General features: G+C 43.6%; 25 protein-coding genes. 11 read left to right on the top strand and 14 right to left on the bottom strand.

The features are described 5' to 3' along the window. Positions 1 to 66: 66 nt before the first annotated feature. Genes JWR23_RS13290 through JWR23_RS13275 form a run of 4 tightly spaced genes read left to right on the top strand, consistent with a single transcriptional unit; the run spans position 67 to position 1,716 of the window. Entirely contained in the window at positions 67 to 333 is a 267-nt protein-coding gene (locus JWR23_RS13290; RefSeq protein ID WP_299516652.1) for a hypothetical protein, read from the top strand. 4 nt (positions 334 to 337) lie between these two features. Next, positions 338 to 934, top strand: coding sequence for an alpha-ketoglutarate-dependent dioxygenase AlkB (locus tag JWR23_RS13285; RefSeq protein ID WP_299516651.1), 597 nt, complete (start codon positions 338 to 340; stop codon positions 932 to 934). Next, positions 921 to 1,214, top strand: coding sequence for a hypothetical protein (locus tag JWR23_RS13280; RefSeq protein ID WP_299516650.1), 294 nt, complete (start codon positions 921 to 923; stop codon positions 1,212 to 1,214). The genes JWR23_RS13285 and JWR23_RS13280 overlap by 14 nt, the downstream gene beginning before the upstream one ends. Next, the gene (locus JWR23_RS13275; RefSeq protein ID WP_299516649.1) at positions 1,192 to 1,716 is read left to right on the top strand and encodes a hypothetical protein; all 525 of its coding nucleotides are present in this window, start codon (positions 1,192 to 1,194) and stop codon (positions 1,714 to 1,716) included. The genes JWR23_RS13280 and JWR23_RS13275 overlap by 23 nt, the downstream gene beginning before the upstream one ends. A gap of 35 nt (positions 1,717 to 1,751) precedes the next feature. Here the strand turns inward: JWR23_RS13275 and JWR23_RS17790 are convergent, their stop codons facing one another. Together JWR23_RS17790 and JWR23_RS13270 are read right to left on the bottom strand one after the other, a co-directional pair. Then, a complete protein-coding gene (locus JWR23_RS17790) occupies positions 1,752 to 1,877 on the bottom strand; it encodes a KTSC domain-containing protein (RefSeq protein WP_367277560.1) in 126 nt (41 codons plus the stop codon). A gap of 58 nt (positions 1,878 to 1,935) precedes the next feature. Further along, the gene (locus JWR23_RS13270) at positions 1,936 to 2,130 is read right to left on the bottom strand and encodes a hypothetical protein (RefSeq protein WP_299516648.1); all 195 of its coding nucleotides are present in this window, start codon (positions 2,128 to 2,130) and stop codon (positions 1,936 to 1,938) included. Between the two features lie 315 nt (positions 2,131 to 2,445). On the opposite strand from JWR23_RS13270, the gene JWR23_RS13265 reads away from it, so the two are divergent. The 5 genes from JWR23_RS13265 to JWR23_RS17780 all read left to right on the top strand — a co-directional run bounded on the left by JWR23_RS13265 (position 2,446) and on the right by JWR23_RS17780 (position 4,513). Then, positions 2,446 to 2,718, top strand: a complete 273-nt coding sequence (locus JWR23_RS13265) for a hypothetical protein (protein WP_299516647.1) — start codon at positions 2,446 to 2,448, stop codon at positions 2,716 to 2,718. Continuing rightward, positions 2,715 to 3,485 carry a Ku protein gene (locus tag JWR23_RS13260; RefSeq protein WP_299516646.1) on the top strand — a complete coding sequence of 257 codons (771 nt, stop codon included), beginning with the start codon at positions 2,715 to 2,717 and terminating at the stop codon, positions 3,483 to 3,485. The genes JWR23_RS13265 and JWR23_RS13260 overlap by 4 nt, the downstream gene beginning before the upstream one ends. An 11-nt stretch (positions 3,486 to 3,496) precedes the next feature. Next, the gene (locus tag JWR23_RS13255) at positions 3,497 to 3,736 is read left to right on the top strand and encodes a hypothetical protein (protein ID WP_299516645.1); all 240 of its coding nucleotides are present in this window, start codon (positions 3,497 to 3,499) and stop codon (positions 3,734 to 3,736) included. A 152-nt stretch (positions 3,737 to 3,888) separates the two neighbouring features. Continuing rightward, positions 3,889 to 4,215, top strand: a complete 327-nt coding sequence (locus JWR23_RS17785) for an endonuclease/exonuclease/phosphatase family protein (protein ID WP_367277558.1) — start codon at positions 3,889 to 3,891, stop codon at positions 4,213 to 4,215. Between the two features lie 46 nt (positions 4,216 to 4,261). Next, the gene (locus JWR23_RS17780; RefSeq protein ID WP_367277557.1) at positions 4,262 to 4,513 is read left to right on the top strand and encodes a hypothetical protein; all 252 of its coding nucleotides are present in this window, start codon (positions 4,262 to 4,264) and stop codon (positions 4,511 to 4,513) included. A 7-nt stretch (positions 4,514 to 4,520) separates the two neighbouring features. Here the strand turns inward: JWR23_RS17780 and ligD are convergent, their stop codons facing one another. Genes ligD through JWR23_RS13235 form a run of 3 tightly spaced genes read right to left on the bottom strand, consistent with a single transcriptional unit; the run spans position 4,521 to position 7,646 of the window. Further along, positions 4,521 to 7,244, bottom strand: a complete 2,724-nt coding sequence (ligD, locus tag JWR23_RS13245; protein WP_299516644.1) for a DNA ligase D — start codon at positions 7,242 to 7,244, stop codon at positions 4,521 to 4,523. A 4-nt stretch (positions 7,245 to 7,248) separates the two neighbouring features. Beyond that, positions 7,249 to 7,422 (bottom strand): DUF3606 domain-containing protein, encoded by a 174-nt coding sequence (locus JWR23_RS13240; protein WP_299516643.1) that lies wholly within the window; start codon positions 7,420 to 7,422, stop codon positions 7,249 to 7,251. A gap of 59 nt (positions 7,423 to 7,481) precedes the next feature. Next, the gene (locus JWR23_RS13235) at positions 7,482 to 7,646 is read right to left on the bottom strand and encodes a DUF3606 domain-containing protein (RefSeq protein WP_299516642.1); all 165 of its coding nucleotides are present in this window, start codon (positions 7,644 to 7,646) and stop codon (positions 7,482 to 7,484) included. Positions 7,647 to 7,971: 325 nt separating this feature from the next. On the opposite strand from JWR23_RS13235, the gene JWR23_RS13230 reads away from it, so the two are divergent. Beyond that, complete coding sequence (locus tag JWR23_RS13230) at positions 7,972 to 8,202, top strand: hypothetical protein (protein WP_299516641.1); 231 nt, start codon at positions 7,972 to 7,974, stop codon at positions 8,200 to 8,202. 3 nt (positions 8,203 to 8,205) lie between these two features. Continuing rightward, positions 8,206 to 8,607: a DUF5655 domain-containing protein gene (locus JWR23_RS13225; RefSeq protein WP_299516640.1), complete on the top strand. Its 402-nt coding sequence runs from the start codon at positions 8,206 to 8,208 to the stop codon at positions 8,605 to 8,607. Between the two features lie 259 nt (positions 8,608 to 8,866). Here JWR23_RS13225 and JWR23_RS13220 read toward each other — a convergent pair whose 3' ends face one another. The 9 genes from JWR23_RS13220 to JWR23_RS13180 form a co-directional block, all read right to left on the bottom strand. After that, positions 8,867 to 9,157: a hypothetical protein gene (locus JWR23_RS13220; RefSeq protein ID WP_299516639.1), complete on the bottom strand. Its 291-nt coding sequence runs from the start codon at positions 9,155 to 9,157 to the stop codon at positions 8,867 to 8,869. Positions 9,158 to 9,161: 4 nt separating this feature from the next. Next, entirely contained in the window at positions 9,162 to 9,602 is a 441-nt protein-coding gene (locus JWR23_RS13215) for a hypothetical protein (RefSeq protein ID WP_299516638.1), read from the bottom strand. Positions 9,603 to 10,295: 693 nt separating this feature from the next. Next, on the bottom strand, positions 10,296 to 10,445 hold the full coding sequence (locus JWR23_RS13210) for a hypothetical protein (RefSeq protein ID WP_299516637.1): 150 nt from the start codon (positions 10,443 to 10,445) through the stop codon (positions 10,296 to 10,298). A 227-nt stretch (positions 10,446 to 10,672) separates the two neighbouring features. Further along, complete coding sequence (locus JWR23_RS13205; protein WP_299516636.1) at positions 10,673 to 11,053, bottom strand: hypothetical protein; 381 nt, start codon at positions 11,051 to 11,053, stop codon at positions 10,673 to 10,675. Between the two features lie 52 nt (positions 11,054 to 11,105). Further along, a complete protein-coding gene (locus JWR23_RS13200; protein WP_299516635.1) occupies positions 11,106 to 12,167 on the bottom strand; it encodes a DUF932 domain-containing protein in 1,062 nt (353 codons plus the stop codon). Positions 12,168 to 12,171: 4 nt separating this feature from the next. After that, positions 12,172 to 12,339: a hypothetical protein gene (locus tag JWR23_RS13195; protein WP_299516634.1), complete on the bottom strand. Its 168-nt coding sequence runs from the start codon at positions 12,337 to 12,339 to the stop codon at positions 12,172 to 12,174. Positions 12,340 to 12,342: 3 nt separating this feature from the next. Then, a complete protein-coding gene (locus JWR23_RS13190) occupies positions 12,343 to 12,471 on the bottom strand; it encodes a hypothetical protein (protein WP_299516633.1) in 129 nt (42 codons plus the stop codon). Positions 12,472 to 12,550: 79 nt separating this feature from the next. Beyond that, a complete protein-coding gene (locus JWR23_RS13185) occupies positions 12,551 to 13,126 on the bottom strand; it encodes a hypothetical protein (protein WP_299516632.1) in 576 nt (191 codons plus the stop codon). A gap of 581 nt (positions 13,127 to 13,707) precedes the next feature. Further along, positions 13,708 to 15,225, bottom strand: coding sequence for a hypothetical protein (locus JWR23_RS13180; RefSeq protein WP_299516631.1), 1,518 nt, complete (start codon positions 15,223 to 15,225; stop codon positions 13,708 to 13,710). Positions 15,226 to 15,228 lie beyond the last annotated feature (3 nt).

Genomic DNA, 15,228 nt, shown 5'->3' with positions numbered 1-15,228 from the left:
AAAGTTATGCTAATATTTTTAGTATTTTCCTTTACTTTTTTATATTTTTTTTTCACTTTTGTTTTTATGAGAAAAAAGTTATTCGATGATTTGCCCAAATCACTGAAACTCAACAGTGGAACTTGGCTGCATATCTTTCCTGATAGCGGCGAAGGCTACCGGCTTTATGACCCGCTGGAAGGAAAGGAAATGGGCCGGATTTTATTCGATGAGACAGGTAACTGGATATATGACGGGGATTCTCTAGGCGTGGAGGAGCAGGAAGAAGCGGCTGGTGCGATCAGTGGTTACCAAAAGGAAATGGATGAATTATTCAATAGTTTAAAACGATAAAGTGATGGAGCAGTTGTGTTTTTTCCCGGAGGCTGGGCAAACGAAAGGCCTGCCCAAAGCGATGCTGGAATACAGGTCTGCGCTGTTCGGCCCGGAAGAAAGTGATTTCTTAATGGCAAAATTTGTCAGGGAATCGCCCTGGAAACAGCGAACGCAGAAGATGTGGGACAAAGAAGTGCTGACACCACGGCTCACAGCTTGGTATGGGGAACGCCTGGAAGAGGAACCCATTCCATGGACCCCGGAATTGCTGATGATCAAGGAAAAGGTCGAACCACTTTGTGGTGTTAGCTTTAACAGTGTCCTTTTAAATTATTACCGGGACGGCAACGATTCGGTCGCCTGGCACAGCGATAAAGAAAATGTATTGGGCAAACGCCCAGTCATCGCCTCGGTAACCTTTGGCCAGGTGCGAAGCTTTGACATCCGCCGTAAAACCGATCATAAAGAAATTTATTCCGTCAGGCTGGAGCATGGTTCATTTCTGCTCATGAAAGCCGGGTTGCAGGAAGCCTTCGAACACCGCATCGCTAAATCTACGCGCCCGATGAAACCGAGGATCAATTTAACATTTAGAGTAGTGAAGCATGCAAATAGTTGAGTTCAAAGGTATACAGCTGCAGCTGACAAAAGATGATCCGGTGGAAGGCCCCTGGATCGAGGCCTGGTACGTTTTGCCGAATGGGCATTGTGTTATTGAAAAATTCATCGTGCTTGAAACCGGCAAACCGAGTTACCAATTAATAGATGAAGCGCTTGTATTTTGGGGACAAACCGTATTAAGTGCTACTTTAAATTCAACACAAATGTCGCCGGAACTTGCAAGCCGATACCTGTTCACGGCAATTGTACAACAGCATGAAAAGATGCGCTGGAATTAAGATATTTTTGATGATGTGCCACGTACCCGGCGAGATTTATGAAGTGCCTTGTGCTATCCTCTTGTGGAAAGAAGATAGCCGTGCCTATTTTGTGCCGGTGATCGACCTGCCCCATACGGACCTGGCCTTCGACTTCCCGCATCGCCACTATCATATTGACGGCCGCTTTGAAATTCATCCCAGGATGGTACACCGCCTGCAAATAAACGATGGCCATACCGCTATGATTCTTCTTACCGAAAACAGCGGCTTGTATGACTTTAAAGGTATTGCGAAACAAAAACTAAAATGCATCCGCATAGAAACGGGTTTAGCTATACCGTCATGCAGTGAAAAATATCTGGATTGGTACGAGGGCTATGTTGGCCAAATTTGCAAGGAAAAACGTTGTCCCCACTTGGGTACCGGCATGCTTGAGCGGGATGGCAAACTGGTATGCCCGCTCCACGGCCTAACCGCTGATTTAAAAACGTTAAAAATTATTATGTATGACTGTCCTTGAACATTTGCGTCTGCGCATGTCCGGGCGTAACTTCTTTAAAAGGATATTTCCCTTGATGTGACGGTTAAACCAAATTCCTTTAACCGTCGTGACCGCATTTCTTTATACACTTTTTCGGGTACGTTCAGGTAACGGTAAACTTTACCCGAATGATAGCGTATCTCCAGTGTCTACTGATCAGCATAATAAGCACATCCGGCAATAATGGCTGAAGGCATATCATTTCCCCTTAGCCGGTACTTCCTCCGGGTGGTTTTTAAAATGAGCGCGCGCCTGTTTTAGCCCGGTCGCAATGGCTTCACCCTCATTTCCCGTTGTTTTTAAAACCTCGTTAGCGATCTCCACCGCCTTTTCGCGGAGGTATTTCGGCTGGTTCTTATAAGATGGCGGATAGTCGCCTTTTGGCCATGGCATAGTTGTAGATTTTTTGTTAAACTTCTGTTTGATTGAATTCTGAACCGCCCTGATCCGGCTGCTGCGGAACTTCCTGCGGTTCATTAGGCGGCGCTTCCTAGCGGTACTGAAGGTCCTTGTGGATCGTTAGGTAGCTGTACTTCCGGACGTGAAGGCTGTACCGGCGCTGCCTGGGGTTCGTTTGGTGTTGTCTCGTGTTGCTTGCCCATAATCTTGTATTATCCAATCAGACAACGAATAGAAAGGGTAACTGGTTTCAATATATTCAGGTGAATATACCCATAAACAATTGTGACCGTTAACAGTTCTCCTATTATGGAAAATTACCCGATCACTATTACCGTGGATAAGGAAGTGCATCATTTCGAGGTGGGCGAATATCCGCATCATAACGAGGAACAGTGCAAATACAAAGTGTTTGAGCAGGGTGTCTATGTGGCCAGCTTTGAGCCGGACGCGCAGGACTTTTTGCATATCTGCCAAAATCCGGGAGGCATTGATGAGGAGGTCCTGCATCTCCTGGCAGACAAGATCGAGGGGCACCACCCGCATGGGATCAATGACAACATTAGAAAATTAAAGCTATGAGAAGTATCTGGACTGGCTCTATTGGTTTCGGCTTAGTGAGCATTCCCATTAAATTATTTTCGGCAGTGCAGGAAACCCGGCTCGACCTGGATATGCTGGACAGCCGTGATCACGCGCATATCAAATTTCAGCGTGTGAATGAGAACACGAAAAAGGAGGTGCCTTACGATAAGATCGTCAAAGGCTATAAATATGATGATGACTATGTGATCATTGAAGATGCCGACTTTGAAGCTGCGGCCCCTGAAAAAAGCAAAGTAATCGAGATCGAAAGCTTTGTTGATGTGGCCTCGGTCAATCCCATGTATTATGAGACTTCCTATTATACTGAACCGGCCACCAAAAATAACAAGGCGTACGCCCTGTTGCTTGCAGCTCTGAAGGAATCAGGCAGGGCGGGTTTGGCACGCTTTGTTTTACGCAGCACCGAAAGCCTGTGTATCGTGCACCCGGTAGATAAGGACATCGTTGTTACGCGCATCCGTTTCGCTCAACAAATCCGCGACCAGGAAGAACTAAAGCTGGACGACAAGATTTCGGTGAGCGATAAGGAATTAAAAATGGGTTTGGCGCTCATCGAGCAATATGCTGAGCCGCTTGACCTGTCTAAATATAAAGATGAGTACCATACGGAGTTGATGAATATCATCGAGCAAAAGGCGAAGGGTAAGCGTCCTACTATTAAGAAATTGAAACCTAAAGCCGCCAAAAGCGATGATTTGTACGATCAGTTGATGAGTAGTCTGGCGGTAAAAAAAGGTGCGTAAATATAAAAGCTATGAAAAATCCATTTGAAAAAGAATCGTATAAGGGTCTAATCGCGGGTATCGCCATCGGTGGCGTCGTTGCTGCAGGCCTGGCCTACCTGTTTTTTACTGAAGACGGCGAAGAATTGCTGGCTGGTTTTAAGCATAAATTGAAAGATATGGCCAAAGATATCGGTGCCGGAATTGTAAGTGATAAAACGGGCGTTTCAAAACCGACTGTAAAGCAAGCTGCTGATATTGTCGTTGGATAGAAACGTTGAAAATTGCAACCTACAATATCAATGGCATTAACGGCCGTTTGCCTAATCTGGTGCGCTGGTTGGCCGAAGCAAAACCCGATGTAGTGTGTTTGTAGGAGCTTAAAGCCCCAAACATTAAGTTTCCGGAACATGCTTTATTAGGCTTGGGTTATCATTCCATTTGGCATGGGCAGCAAAGCTGGAATGGCGTAGCTATTCTTTCACGATACGGTGAAATACAAGAAACCCGGCGCGGGTTGGAAGGGGAACCGAAAGATTTGCATAGTCGTTATATAGAAGCTTTTATAAATGGGATCGTGATTGGCTGTCTGTATTTGCCAAACGGTAATCCATGGCCCGGGCCGAAATTTGAGTATAAGCTTCGCTGGATGCAACGCCTGCAAATACATGTCGATAAGTTGAGAAACTTCAATTTACCGGTTGCCTTGATCGGTGATTATAATGTGATGCCAACAGAACTGGATACTTAAGCCTGAAAAATATTTAGAAAACGCATTGTTCAGGACTAAAAGTCGTATGGCATATAAACAGCTAGTAGATTCCGGCTGGACAGATGCGATACGGCAACTTTACTCTCACGAACGAATATATACCTTTTGGGATTATCTCCGAAACGCTTACGGCAGGGATGCAGGTTTACGCCTGGATCATTTTCTGCTAAACGATATTTTAAAAGACAGGCTAAAATCCGCAAAGGTCGATAAAGCTGTGCGTGGTTGGGAGCATAGCAGCGACCACGCGCCTGTTTGGATCGAACTGAGTGACTAAGGAAACTTTATTTGAACACACTTTGTGCTTTTTTGATCGTTTTTTCCAGATTGATCCCTTCGCCAAGCACACCATGAAAAAGATCTCCTGTTTCTTTGAAACGATCAATCGCGTTATGAATATTGAAATGTTGAATAGTCAGACCAGGTTTAACTTCCTCCCAACTTAATGGGGTGGAAACAGTGGCTCCTGGTTTCGGTCGTAAAGAATATGGTCCGGCGATGGTTGCACCTGGCCGGTTTTGCAAAAAGTCAAGATACATCTTGCCATTACGCGCGGCAATGCTTCTTTCGAGGCTGGTATAATCCGGGATCTGTTTATGGACGAGTTTAACAATGATATTGGCGAACAACTGGCTTTGCTGGTAGGTATACTTGCCTTCCAGCGGGATGTAAATGTGCATGCCTGTTGAGCCGGATGTCTTGGGATAGCTGGGTACGTCAATCGCGTCCAGTATATCTTTAGTGATCCGGGCGGCTTCTACCACCTGGTCATAAGTATGCTTATCCGGATCGAGGTCAATCACGCAATAGTCCGGGTTGTCAGGCGTTTGCGCCCGGCTGAACCAGGGATTGATCTCGATGCACCCTAATGAGGCCATCCAAAGCAAACTGGCTTCATCGGTTCCGACTAGATATTTGGTAACCTTTCCTTCATCGGTTACATGATCAAACGTCTTCGCCCAGTCGGGTGCTTTATCCGTAACATTTTTTTGGTAAAAACTTTGACCGTGTATTCCGCCCGGAAAACGGTTGAGTGACATCGGCCTGTCTTTCAGGTAAGGCATCATGTGTTCACCAACTTTATAATAGTAGTTAAGCATCTGTCCCTTGGTGATCTTATCTTCCGGCCAATAGAGTTTGGTAACGTGGTTAAATTTCAGCTCATGCCCGCAAATCTTCTTGACCTGCGTATCTTCGGTTGGATTGAGCAGGGTTTTACGTTCAGTATTTTTAACCGGGGCCAATGCCAAATCAGGCTTTTTCTTTTTAGTGCCTTTTTTCGTCGGTGTTTCTGAAACAGTTTTTTTATGTGCATCAGCCACTGTTTCTTCTGTTGCTGCCGGTGTTTCCAAAACTACATCCTTCGCATTTTTATCCGTACGCATCCCTTTGAAAGAGGCTTGGCGAAAAACGCCATCACTGGTTACTTCCGCAAAGCCAACTTCGCAAACCAATTCGGGTTTGAGCCAGGTCGGTTTGGCCCCCATTCGTTTTGGCCGGAAACGGGTCGGTTTGTCGACATCGACTTCGTAATCAAAAGGGCTTTTATCGGTAATGAGCGGTTTGAACTGCGCCATCATTTCCTTTTGGAGTTTATCGGAAAAGCCGGTGCCGACTTTACCAACAAACTGGAGTTCTTTTCCTTTATAAACACCTAATACCAAAGCGCTGAATGACTTACCCGTACCTTCATTTTTAGTGAATCCTGCAATCACCACTTCCTGCCGCCTTTGCACTTTTACTTTTAACCACTCTTTGCTGCGCAGGTCTGAGGTGTAAACACTATCAGCCTTTTTTGCGATAATCCCTTCTAGCCCCATACGCTCTGCTGCCGCAAAAAAGTCAATCCCATTGGCATAAAATACTTTACTCTGACGGATGTGATCATTATCTGTTGGTAAGATCGATTGTAGAACAGCTTGCCGATCACTCAGCGGCAAGCCCATTAAATTTTTACCCTCATACCAAAGGATATCGAATATATAATAGACTAAATTGCCATCAGCCTCGCTGCGCCAGTTTTGCATAGCACCGAAATCAGATATACCTTTTTCATTGAGTACCAATAATTCGCCGTCCAGCAGGGCATCCATTTTGCAGCTTTTTAGCGCGTCATTGATCGGGTAATATTTTTCAAACGGGAGATTGTTTCGCGAAATGAGGCTTGCTCCTTCTTTTTTATCTAGCACGGCAATGGCGCGGTAACCGTCCCATTTCACCTCGAACAGCCAGCCGGGTTCGTCGAACGGTTCATCAACCAATGTGGCCTTCATCGGTTTGATGTTCGTGGGTATCTTCGATTTTGGTGCAGCCTTCAATATTTTTGCAAACTCCGCTTTTGTGGTTGCAGGGTCCCTTGTTTCAATTTCTTCAGCCAGTTCCTGGTCGGGAACCACATCTTCCTCGTGGCCATGCTGCCAAACCTTTTCACTGGTCTTTGCCATAGTTTCGATGGACTTGCCGGAAAGCACCGACTTGTCCTGTTTGGTAACATCTTCGCCGGAGGCGAATTCATCTTTGTGCTTAATCATCAGCCAGGCATTCTCACCCATACCATGGGTTTTCACCAGCGCAAATTCACCGTTCAGCTTTTCACCATGTAGTTTGATTTTTAACTGGCCGGATGCCAATTGGTTTAGCAGCGCTTTTTCTTGTGCCTTCTTTCCCTTGATGGGCTCGATAGGCTCGTAGGTACCCTCATCCCAGACGATCACCGTGCCACCGCCATATTCGCCTTCAGGAATAATGCCTTCAAAATTCAAATAGTCGAAAGGATGGTCCTCCACCATCATCGCCAGGTGTTTTACCTTGGGGTCGAGCATCGGACCTTTGGGCACCGCCCAACTTTTCAATACGCCTTCCATTTCCAGCCGGAAATCATAATGCAGCCTTGAAGCATCATGCTTTTGCACCACGAAAATCAAATGATCCTTATCCTTACTTGCCCCGGCTTTTGGTTCAGCAGTCTTTTTAAAATCCCTTTTCTTGACGTATTCCTTTAGGCCCATGCTCTTATTTTTTTAATTCCCGTTTAACATCCACCGCCGACGGACCTACCGCTTCGACTTCATCTTTCAGTTTGGTTTGTGATACTTTTAACTTACTCGCCCAAAATTCCGGCGCGTATTGATCTTCAATATTTATAGACCGGGCATCTGGTTGGATGGCTTTTATCTTTCGTTGCATATATTCCTTCCTGACACAAAGCCCCTTTCGGGGGTCATGGTTTTAAATCACAATTGTGACTATTTGATCTGCTTCTCGACTGCCGAACGTTGATTACTTCCGGCTGATTTCTTTGCGGCTTCTACCTTTTTGGGCGTTGTGCCGGTTTTCTTAGCTTCGTATTTCAATTCATGTGGTTGTTCGGATACCGAATGCCTTTCCACTTTTGTCCCTCTTGTTGCCATAGTTTTAGTTTTTAGATGTACGGATATAACAAATTCGATACCAACGGGTTTTAATTAGAACGATAAAGCTATACTAATGGAAGAGTTTAAGATAAGCGTAGCAGTCATTGGCGAACTGTTCAATTTTAAGTCGTCAATAACGGTGCGGATAAATGCGAATACGAAGTTTTTGCAGATAATGAACTGGTCGCAGTTTTTGAACAGGAGAAAACGAATACATTCACTTCTGCCGGAACCCCGGCGGTCTAGATGAGGAAGTAATCGTGCAGATAGCCGACCGCATCGAGGCACATTATTTGTAAGTATTCTCAAAATCATCCATCTTATGAGTTCAGCATTTGTAAAAGAAGGGGAATATCAAAAGTTAAGTGATGTCGGGTCATCTCTTAGCGCACTGTTGTATTATTTACGTCAGGAAAACGGCGGCCAGGCCATCCGCGAAATGAAAAGTTTTTACAGCGACAAATGCGGGCGCCATGTCTATGAAATGAGCGACGGACTAACTTATGCGCTCGATGACGAAAACAAATGGACTATTATCCTTCACGATTGTTAACTCATGAGTTGGACTTGTCCGAAATGTGAGCGCGAACTGCCCTGGGCGGACTTCCGGCATTATTGCAAGCGGGTGAGGCTTGACAGCTTGTTCGAAGGCCGGTCGGAGGAACTGGTATTAGTATTTGATAAGATACTGGCAGAAGTCGCTGATTGGCCCAAGGTACTCATTAGCACGACACCCAATTGCATTGTTTTTTACCGTCGTACCGGATTTCTGGTGATCCGGCCGATGAAAAAGTGGCTCGATCTGAAATTCTATTCCAAGGCGCCCCATAAAGAAAAACCTGTGACTAAAAGCGTGGCCTCTGGTAAAAAGTACGAGAACCATATCCGGCTGACAGCTATTGATGAACTCAAGCCGGGCATTTATATTTACCTTCGCGAATCATACAATCTTACTTAACACACGCTTATGAGTTTCGTATCACGCTATAGTATTGGTCATCAAGACTTTCAAAAATGACTTTTCGAAGTTCGTCAATAGAACTAAAGTCATTACTGAAAGCAGACTTCAATGCATAAACATATGCCTGGTCTACACAACACACATATTCCTTAGCCTGCATCAATGGCAACATATCGATCTGAAACTTTATGGAAGCTGAGCATTTGCGTTTCATTCCCTTTACATGAAACATCTTACGGCCGGTAAAGGTGCTTGCTCATCGGAGAAAATGTAGCACCAATGCTTCCCATTCCTGAGCCAAAGTAACTTCAGGCCTAACTTTTCCTGCCCTTCTATACCAGTAATCTGCATTGCCGGTGTCGCCCTCCTTATGGTGCAGGTAAGCGTGCACCCAGGCTGATTCCCGGTCGCTTAGCAGATCGACCTGTTTATGGGCAAGATCCCAGTTGCCTTTACCATCATACCAAAGGCTTTTCAATTGCACAGACAGCCCGGGAGCAGGTTCCCGATCATTTAAAGATGTTTTAAATTGGGTCAACGTTTCCATTTTGCTATAAATCATTCAATTTTCGCTGTTCTACGTCCGAAAACCGGACATGCTGCGATAAGTCTTTCACCATCTTACGGGCGAATACGGAACCGGCATCATTACTTTTCATGACATCGTCCTCACCAAGATCAGCATTTGGACCATAGATGGCTTGCTTCAAATCACGGCGTTGCGCCATCTCTTTCATCTTGCCGTCCACCTTTTCTACCATCGAGTAATCCGGTTTGCCGTTTTCAGCCAGGTCTTTAAAATCACCATAAGGTTGGAGATTCACTTTCATCGCTTTTTGCATCACGTCGCCCCATTGCAGCAGTTCATCCTTACTGTATTCCGGATTGTTTTTTTTAGCTATGTATTGCACCATAGCAAGGTATTGTTCCGGTGTCCCGCTGAACCTGCGGCCTAAGCCAAGCCACTTTCCGATAAAAGACAGAAATCCCATGGGCGTAAATTTTGGTTATTGTAAAAATAGGAATTTTTTCTTGGGCTTCTTTTGGGAAGCTGCTCGATGTTATCGGGCACCGCGCTTTCCGCTATATCTTTTTTTTCTAAAAAAGGATGCCGCTGCAATCGCTGCTTTGGCCATGCCAGCTGTCAGGTCTGCTGTCGCTGACCAAGCCGCAGGCCGCACAGCAAGACCCGGCCTGCCGTATTTCCACAGCACAGTCTGGATCGTACCGTAACGCTGCGCTTTACCTGGCCGATCCTGCGCACCCATACGGCAGGTAGGGACTTGCTTTTTGCCCTTATTTACCGGGTAGCCTTTTGCTTCGATCAAACCAACTTTTCCAAACCATTTCAGTTTTTTAACCGCAAAGGTAAAGCCCCGCCGTCAAGGGTCATGAAACCCCGCGCCCGCCGGGCCCTTGACAACTGCGCACAGTGCTTTTAAAAAAGATATACTTTTCTCCTCTCATTCTCTTTTATAACCTGTGGCAACTTGCGAACGTTTGCGGAGTGAGCAGGAATCTATTAGAACACTTGGAATGAATATTGGTGGTTATAAAGGAAATTTTAGAGAATGAACGAAGAGAAAAAAAGGATGTATAAGAGCCTATCAAGGCACTTTACTTGCGGCAGCAACGCCCGTCTGTTGCAAAGCAACAGCGGGCGATTTTGGATTTTTATTGCGTTATTATAGTTCGAATATAAAACCTTCCTGACAGTCTGCAGCTTCCCGTTCCGCTTTTTCACGTATTTCAAAAACAAGGTTCTTGCCATCTGTGTCGGTAACGATAATGGCGTATTCCGGGCTACCGTGCGTTTCTATTACTATATAACTCATAATCTATTTAGTTTTAAAGGGGGATTTTCCCCCTTTAGTTAATTGAAGTTTAGAAATACTCTGAACCGGTAAAATATTGGCCCTAGGCTTGCAAAATCTTACCCTTGTTATTTCCGTCGGCACACTGAATGAGCCGAAAGAGTGTTACCGTGAAGGTGTTGAGGTTTAATGCTTCCTTATCCATCCACCTATCGTATAGGCATTTTTCGTTTTCCATGATACAAGATTTAAGGGTTAAATAATAAGTCCACCGCCTGTTTGAATTTGCTTTTTTCGCTCATTTTTTCGGCATACTTTACAATGCGGTCGTTTACAAAAAGTACCGTGTAATCGTAGGAATGAAATAACTGCTCGGAAAATACCTTACTGCTCTTGATCATATTGTTACGATGCCTGTTAATTAGCCCCTCAGTTTTCTCTGAAAGTGATAGCCACGTATGAAAAGTCATTAATCCAAAATTCCATGTGTTTTGATATTCTTCTCTGTTTGCTTTCAGGTCGACGCAAACTTCCTTAATATGGTCTAACAGTTGCGGTATTTCATCGGGAAAAAGCTCATGCAATAGCTTTGCCCTTCCAATATTATTGAGATTGCTTAGTGCGGTCATGATTTTAATATTTTAATGGATAATAAAAGGGGATTGCTCCCCTATGGATTAATTAGTTAAGTGCGTTATTACCATGTTTGGCAAATTCTTTGCACAAGTCAAATGCGGTTTGGCATCTTTGCAAGCCTGTACCATACATAATAGATTTGAATTTGCTTTCATCATCCTTATAGTTACGCACGTTCTGAAAATAGCCGGTAACGGCATTGTACGCCCCAAACAAAGTGCCTTTGGTGGTTATTTCCTGTTGGGTCGGATTGGTTAAAGCATACTCCATAACGCTACTTACCATGTTATTATAGGTCGAACTTAATTCGTCCTGCTTGCCATTTTGCAGGTTCTGCAATACTTCCTTATTGGGTGCCATTGCTACCTGTATCAAGCGTTTAACCGCAGTATCGGTTATGCGTATCCTTGACCAATTGTTAAATACAGCCTCTAATTCGTTGGCTAACTGGTTAGTGATACTTAATAGCGTATGCGCCTGTTTAAGCCTGTCGTTTGCGCTTGCGGTATGGCGTATTTTAATAGAGTTGCTATGATTACGCATAGCAGCGTTAAGCGTATTTTCACATACAACCCTGACAGGGGTAAAAGCTGCGGTTATGCTACCATAGCCATCATGCGAAGTAGTCAAAAATAAATACTGTTCTATCAGGTCGTTTCTGCCAACTTTAATATAATCGGGTAGTTTTGCTGTAATAAAAATGCGTTCGCCATTGCCTAATGCCCCTGCGGTTTCATATAAAATACCGTCCTTACCGCCAACAATACTATCAAAGAAATCAAAGGCGTTTACATTCTGTACCACTTCGTAATCATTGCCAACTACACCCAAAACCTGCTCGGTATCGGTGCGAATGGTGGCAAAGAAGTTAGGTACTTCAATTTCGGGGATAATAATATCCGTATCGGGGTCGCCTTGACGGCTTTCCGTATCGTAGGTAAACAAGGGGCGTTTCTCCACTATATAATTTAACCCTGCGTGTTTAATCGCTTCTGCGCTGGTCGGGTAGTCGCTGATAATCTGCCCTAAATTGTGCCAGGCTTTTTCTTTGACACTAAAAAAGCTGTGCTTTTGTGTCTGTTCGTTATAATTGAGATTGTGTGCCATGTCTTTAATTTTTTGTGTTTAATGGAATAATTTTAACTTCTAAAACCTCTACATTCGGCGTACCGCTTACGCTTAGCCGGGTCTTGGTTTGCAGTTCTGCAATAGCATCATGAATGCTGGTATGGGTGGTTCTGATACCTATCTTTACCAATAAAAAAATGCTGTCTTTCATAACCTAACGGTTATATGCGTTTAAAAATTCGTTAAGCTCAAACTGAAAAAGTGCAGGGTCGGACTTTGCCAACTCCTGTGCATAACCTACCCAATAGATTTGATTGGTTAATTCTATAAATAGCTGTACCATTACCTTAATATCAAATGGTTTTACCTTTTGAAATACGCCCTATGTAACCTTAATACATAGGGCGTTTCCATTATTTTACTCAAAAAGGTAGAACTATACTTGCCTCAACCTCTTTCAATTTTTCGACACAAAGCGCCCTAACCTCGTGGGCGACATAGGCGATAATGAAAGGGTTTTTGGTTACAAACTCGTTCCCGTCATCATCGGAAATGACCAGTTCGCAACGGGCAAAACGGCTGTCGCTTGCCAGATCGTCTTTATCATTATTTTGGGCAACGGTAAAGCCATCAATGTTGGCAATGGTATTTTCCAGTTTGTTCCTCTGCGCTATCTTCTTGCCCAATGCTTCCACCATTTTAACCGTATCGGCCAACTTGCGTTCCTGTTGTTCCTTTAACTGATCTTTCAGTTCCTTTTTGCTCGGCCCGGCTTGTGGTTTGGCTTCCTCTGACTTTGGCTGTTCTTCCTGTATTGCAGGTGTTTCGGCTTTGGGTGCTTCTTCCTTTTTAGCCTCGTCCTTTTTATCGTTAAAGGCAGTACTAACAGGCAGGTTGTTTATTTTTTGACCATTACCGGTATTATCTGTTTTCTTATCTATGGCATAATTATCTGCTTTATTTATTATGCCGTTTGTTTTTACTTCTGCGATTTTCATGTTTTCTAAATTTTAAATACTGATATTAATGAATTGAGTAATTTGCCCGAATGGGCGTGTGCGGATCAGCCGGGGCGACCTGTTGCGCCGCTGTAGGCTGTGTGGGTGGGCTTCTGCCATTTGCTGTGTTCATGGTGCTTTGTTTTTAAAGTCACCCTCGGCTGAAGCCTCCGGTGGCTTTTTGTAAGCACCCTCACCTGAACACGGTGGGCAGAAGAGCAAGGCTTTGCGAAAAAAAATACGCTCGCGAGGAACGAGCGAGGAAGATTTTTTTTCAGCAAACCCGCAGGGCACGGGGCTTGAAATTCTGGCCCGCCGTTACAGAAATTTGCTTGCGAAAAAGCCAGTGGAGAAAATGGAAGGAGATAAAAGAAATTAGGAAAACGTAAACAAGGGGAAAACGGAAATATGGGCGGAGTCCAGCAGGAACGAGGACGCGACACCCATGTTTCCTAATGCAGTGAAGCGGCTGAGTTAGAACGAAGCGGCTGGAACTGCTGGCTTCGATAGGTATATAAAGAAAAAGTTAGGAGATTGCAGAAATAGAGTAGTTGATCAAATTCGTATTATCCAGGTCGATTTTAATTTCGTATAGTAAGTTGTTCGATTTGCCATCCAAGAGATCGAAAACTTTCTTTCATCTCGTTAATTTCTTCCTGGGTATAAGGTTCTATTAGTTTAGAATAACCAAAAGTGAAGTCGCCGGTGGTGCGTGACATACCTAAAGCACCCACCTCTTTGCATTTAAAATTGTTTAAATAATGATGGTGATGCAGGCTCATATTTACAATCTCTGTGAGTTGTTCTCTTGGATAATCATCGTCATGGTAAATAAAAACCATATTGATGAATGGGAGTACAAAATGACTACGATTCAGTTTAATATTAATATCGCCCATTGCGTATCCTTCATGATAGTTTAAAAAAGCTCTAGCAAATTCTGCTCTTTCCAAGCGATTTAAACGAAAGAACATCCCGGTTAAATGATTGCCGTTCTCTGTATGGATTAAGAATTGCTTTACCAACCGGTCAATAAAATAGCTCTCCTTTTCGTATTCATCTTTTTGGGTCGAGATTTTTGATTTTAAAAATTTATCCCACTGGCCATCAAGTTTAAGCAGCAATCCATTTACTTCATTGTGGTTCAAGTTTTCAGGAAACTTGAAAGCGTTAAGTATGTATTGAGCAATCAAATCAAGTTCTGAGCCAAGTACCAAAGTAATCTTTCCATCCGCGCTAGCCGTTTCTATTTCAGCCTGGGCACTAATCTTGTCATTTGTTGAAATATCATACTCGGAACGTGGGAACACGAAGGCTGGATATTTATTGAACAGTTTACATCGGGCTGTTAGATAAGCGGTAACATCTGGCAGCGTATTTAATTCTTCCATTGAGGTGTACCACGCCGTGGCATCCATAATAGTATAATTTTTCCCATCCTTAAAATGCGAAGTCTGGTAATACTTAACATCACCATTTAAGTTGATGATAATGCGATATATTTCTTTAATATTTTCTTTTTCAAAGAGTTCAGCATCTCGATCTGGATGTTTAAGAAGAAGTGCCTTATCGCGAAATAACTTGCGCTCTGCACCGTCAATTTGCCGAATAGCCTTTTCAATTGTCTTTTTGAAATACCTTTCGTAATCACCTTTAAAGGAGTAATTCTTTACAGAAACAATCATGCATACATGGTCGAATACTACCAATAGGTCACAGATCTCTTTATTATCCCCAATAATATCTAATGGCCCAGGAAAACACCAATGCTTCAGAAAAGAGCTAAACGCTATTTGATTTACAAAATCTTCTCCTGATTTTCCCTTGTCATTTGCGTTATCTATAGTCGTCATTCTTTGCTTATCGTTAATTGTTTTATATGCAGGCTTAGTTTTAAAGATAACCACCAGGTGTAAAGCCCTATGTAAATCTCTTTTTTCGATTAAACTATTCCGGTACTCACCTAATGCAAGATAACCTGCAATTGCTAATCTGGCATTATTGAATTTGTTTCTTTTATTAACCTGGAGAATATCAAAAATCAAAGTCTTGATATATGGATTAATTGTATCGGTTGTCAGTTCTTTGAAAACATCCAATAT

Origin of the sequence: Mucilaginibacter sp. (genome assembly GCF_028288205.1) — a bacterium.
Lineage (GTDB): Bacteria > Bacteroidota > Bacteroidia > Sphingobacteriales > Sphingobacteriaceae > Mucilaginibacter.
Note: the sequence above shows the minus strand (reverse complement) of the source record. Positions and strands in the feature narration are given on the sequence as shown.

What these genes read in the sequence shown, in the direction of transcription:
- JWR23_RS13210 (WP_299516637.1), bottom strand. Translation starts at nt 10,445, where the DNA reads ATGAGTTATATAGTAATAGAAACGCACGGTAGCCCGGAATACGCCATT.
- JWR23_RS17780 (WP_367277557.1), top strand. Translation starts at nt 4,262, where the DNA reads ATGGCATATAAACAGCTAGTAGATTCCGGCTGGACAGATGCGATACGG.
- JWR23_RS13225 (WP_299516640.1), top strand. Translation starts at nt 8,206, where the DNA reads ATGAGTTGGACTTGTCCGAAATGTGAGCGCGAACTGCCCTGGGCGGAC.
- JWR23_RS13270 (WP_299516648.1), bottom strand. Translation starts at nt 2,130, where the DNA reads ATGCCATGGCCAAAAGGCGACTATCCGCCATCTTATAAGAACCAGCCG.
- JWR23_RS13235 (WP_299516642.1), bottom strand. Translation starts at nt 7,646, where the DNA reads ATGGCAACAAGAGGGACAAAAGTGGAAAGGCATTCGGTATCCGAACAA.
- JWR23_RS13290 (WP_299516652.1), top strand. Translation starts at nt 67, where the DNA reads ATGAGAAAAAAGTTATTCGATGATTTGCCCAAATCACTGAAACTCAAC.
- JWR23_RS13255 (WP_299516645.1), top strand. Translation starts at nt 3,497, where the DNA reads ATGAAAAATCCATTTGAAAAAGAATCGTATAAGGGTCTAATCGCGGGT.
- JWR23_RS13220 (WP_299516639.1), bottom strand. Translation starts at nt 9,157, where the DNA reads ATGGAAACGTTGACCCAATTTAAAACATCTTTAAATGATCGGGAACCT.
- JWR23_RS13285 (WP_299516651.1), top strand. Translation starts at nt 338, where the DNA reads ATGGAGCAGTTGTGTTTTTTCCCGGAGGCTGGGCAAACGAAAGGCCTG.
- JWR23_RS13185 (WP_299516632.1), bottom strand. Translation starts at nt 13,126, where the DNA reads ATGAAAATCGCAGAAGTAAAAACAAACGGCATAATAAATAAAGCAGAT.
- JWR23_RS13260 (WP_299516646.1), top strand. Translation starts at nt 2,715, where the DNA reads ATGAGAAGTATCTGGACTGGCTCTATTGGTTTCGGCTTAGTGAGCATT.
- JWR23_RS13190 (WP_299516633.1), bottom strand. Translation starts at nt 12,471, where the DNA reads ATGGTACAGCTATTTATAGAATTAACCAATCAAATCTATTGGGTAGGT.
- JWR23_RS13240 (WP_299516643.1), bottom strand. Translation starts at nt 7,422, where the DNA reads ATGCAACGAAAGATAAAAGCCATCCAACCAGATGCCCGGTCTATAAAT.
- JWR23_RS13215 (WP_299516638.1), bottom strand. Translation starts at nt 9,602, where the DNA reads ATGGGATTTCTGTCTTTTATCGGAAAGTGGCTTGGCTTAGGCCGCAGG.
- JWR23_RS13205 (WP_299516636.1), bottom strand. Translation starts at nt 11,053, where the DNA reads ATGACCGCACTAAGCAATCTCAATAATATTGGAAGGGCAAAGCTATTG.
- JWR23_RS13280 (WP_299516650.1), top strand. Translation starts at nt 921, where the DNA reads ATGCAAATAGTTGAGTTCAAAGGTATACAGCTGCAGCTGACAAAAGAT.
- JWR23_RS13200 (WP_299516635.1), bottom strand. Translation starts at nt 12,167, where the DNA reads ATGGCACACAATCTCAATTATAACGAACAGACACAAAAGCACAGCTTT.
- JWR23_RS13230 (WP_299516641.1), top strand. Translation starts at nt 7,972, where the DNA reads ATGAGTTCAGCATTTGTAAAAGAAGGGGAATATCAAAAGTTAAGTGAT.
- JWR23_RS13275 (WP_299516649.1), top strand. Translation starts at nt 1,192, where the DNA reads ATGAAAAGATGCGCTGGAATTAAGATATTTTTGATGATGTGCCACGTA.
- JWR23_RS13265 (WP_299516647.1), top strand. Translation starts at nt 2,446, where the DNA reads ATGGAAAATTACCCGATCACTATTACCGTGGATAAGGAAGTGCATCAT.
- ligD (WP_299516644.1), bottom strand. Translation starts at nt 7,244, where the DNA reads ATGGGCCTAAAGGAATACGTCAAGAAAAGGGATTTTAAAAAGACTGCT.
- JWR23_RS13195 (WP_299516634.1), bottom strand. Translation starts at nt 12,339, where the DNA reads ATGAAAGACAGCATTTTTTTATTGGTAAAGATAGGTATCAGAACCACC.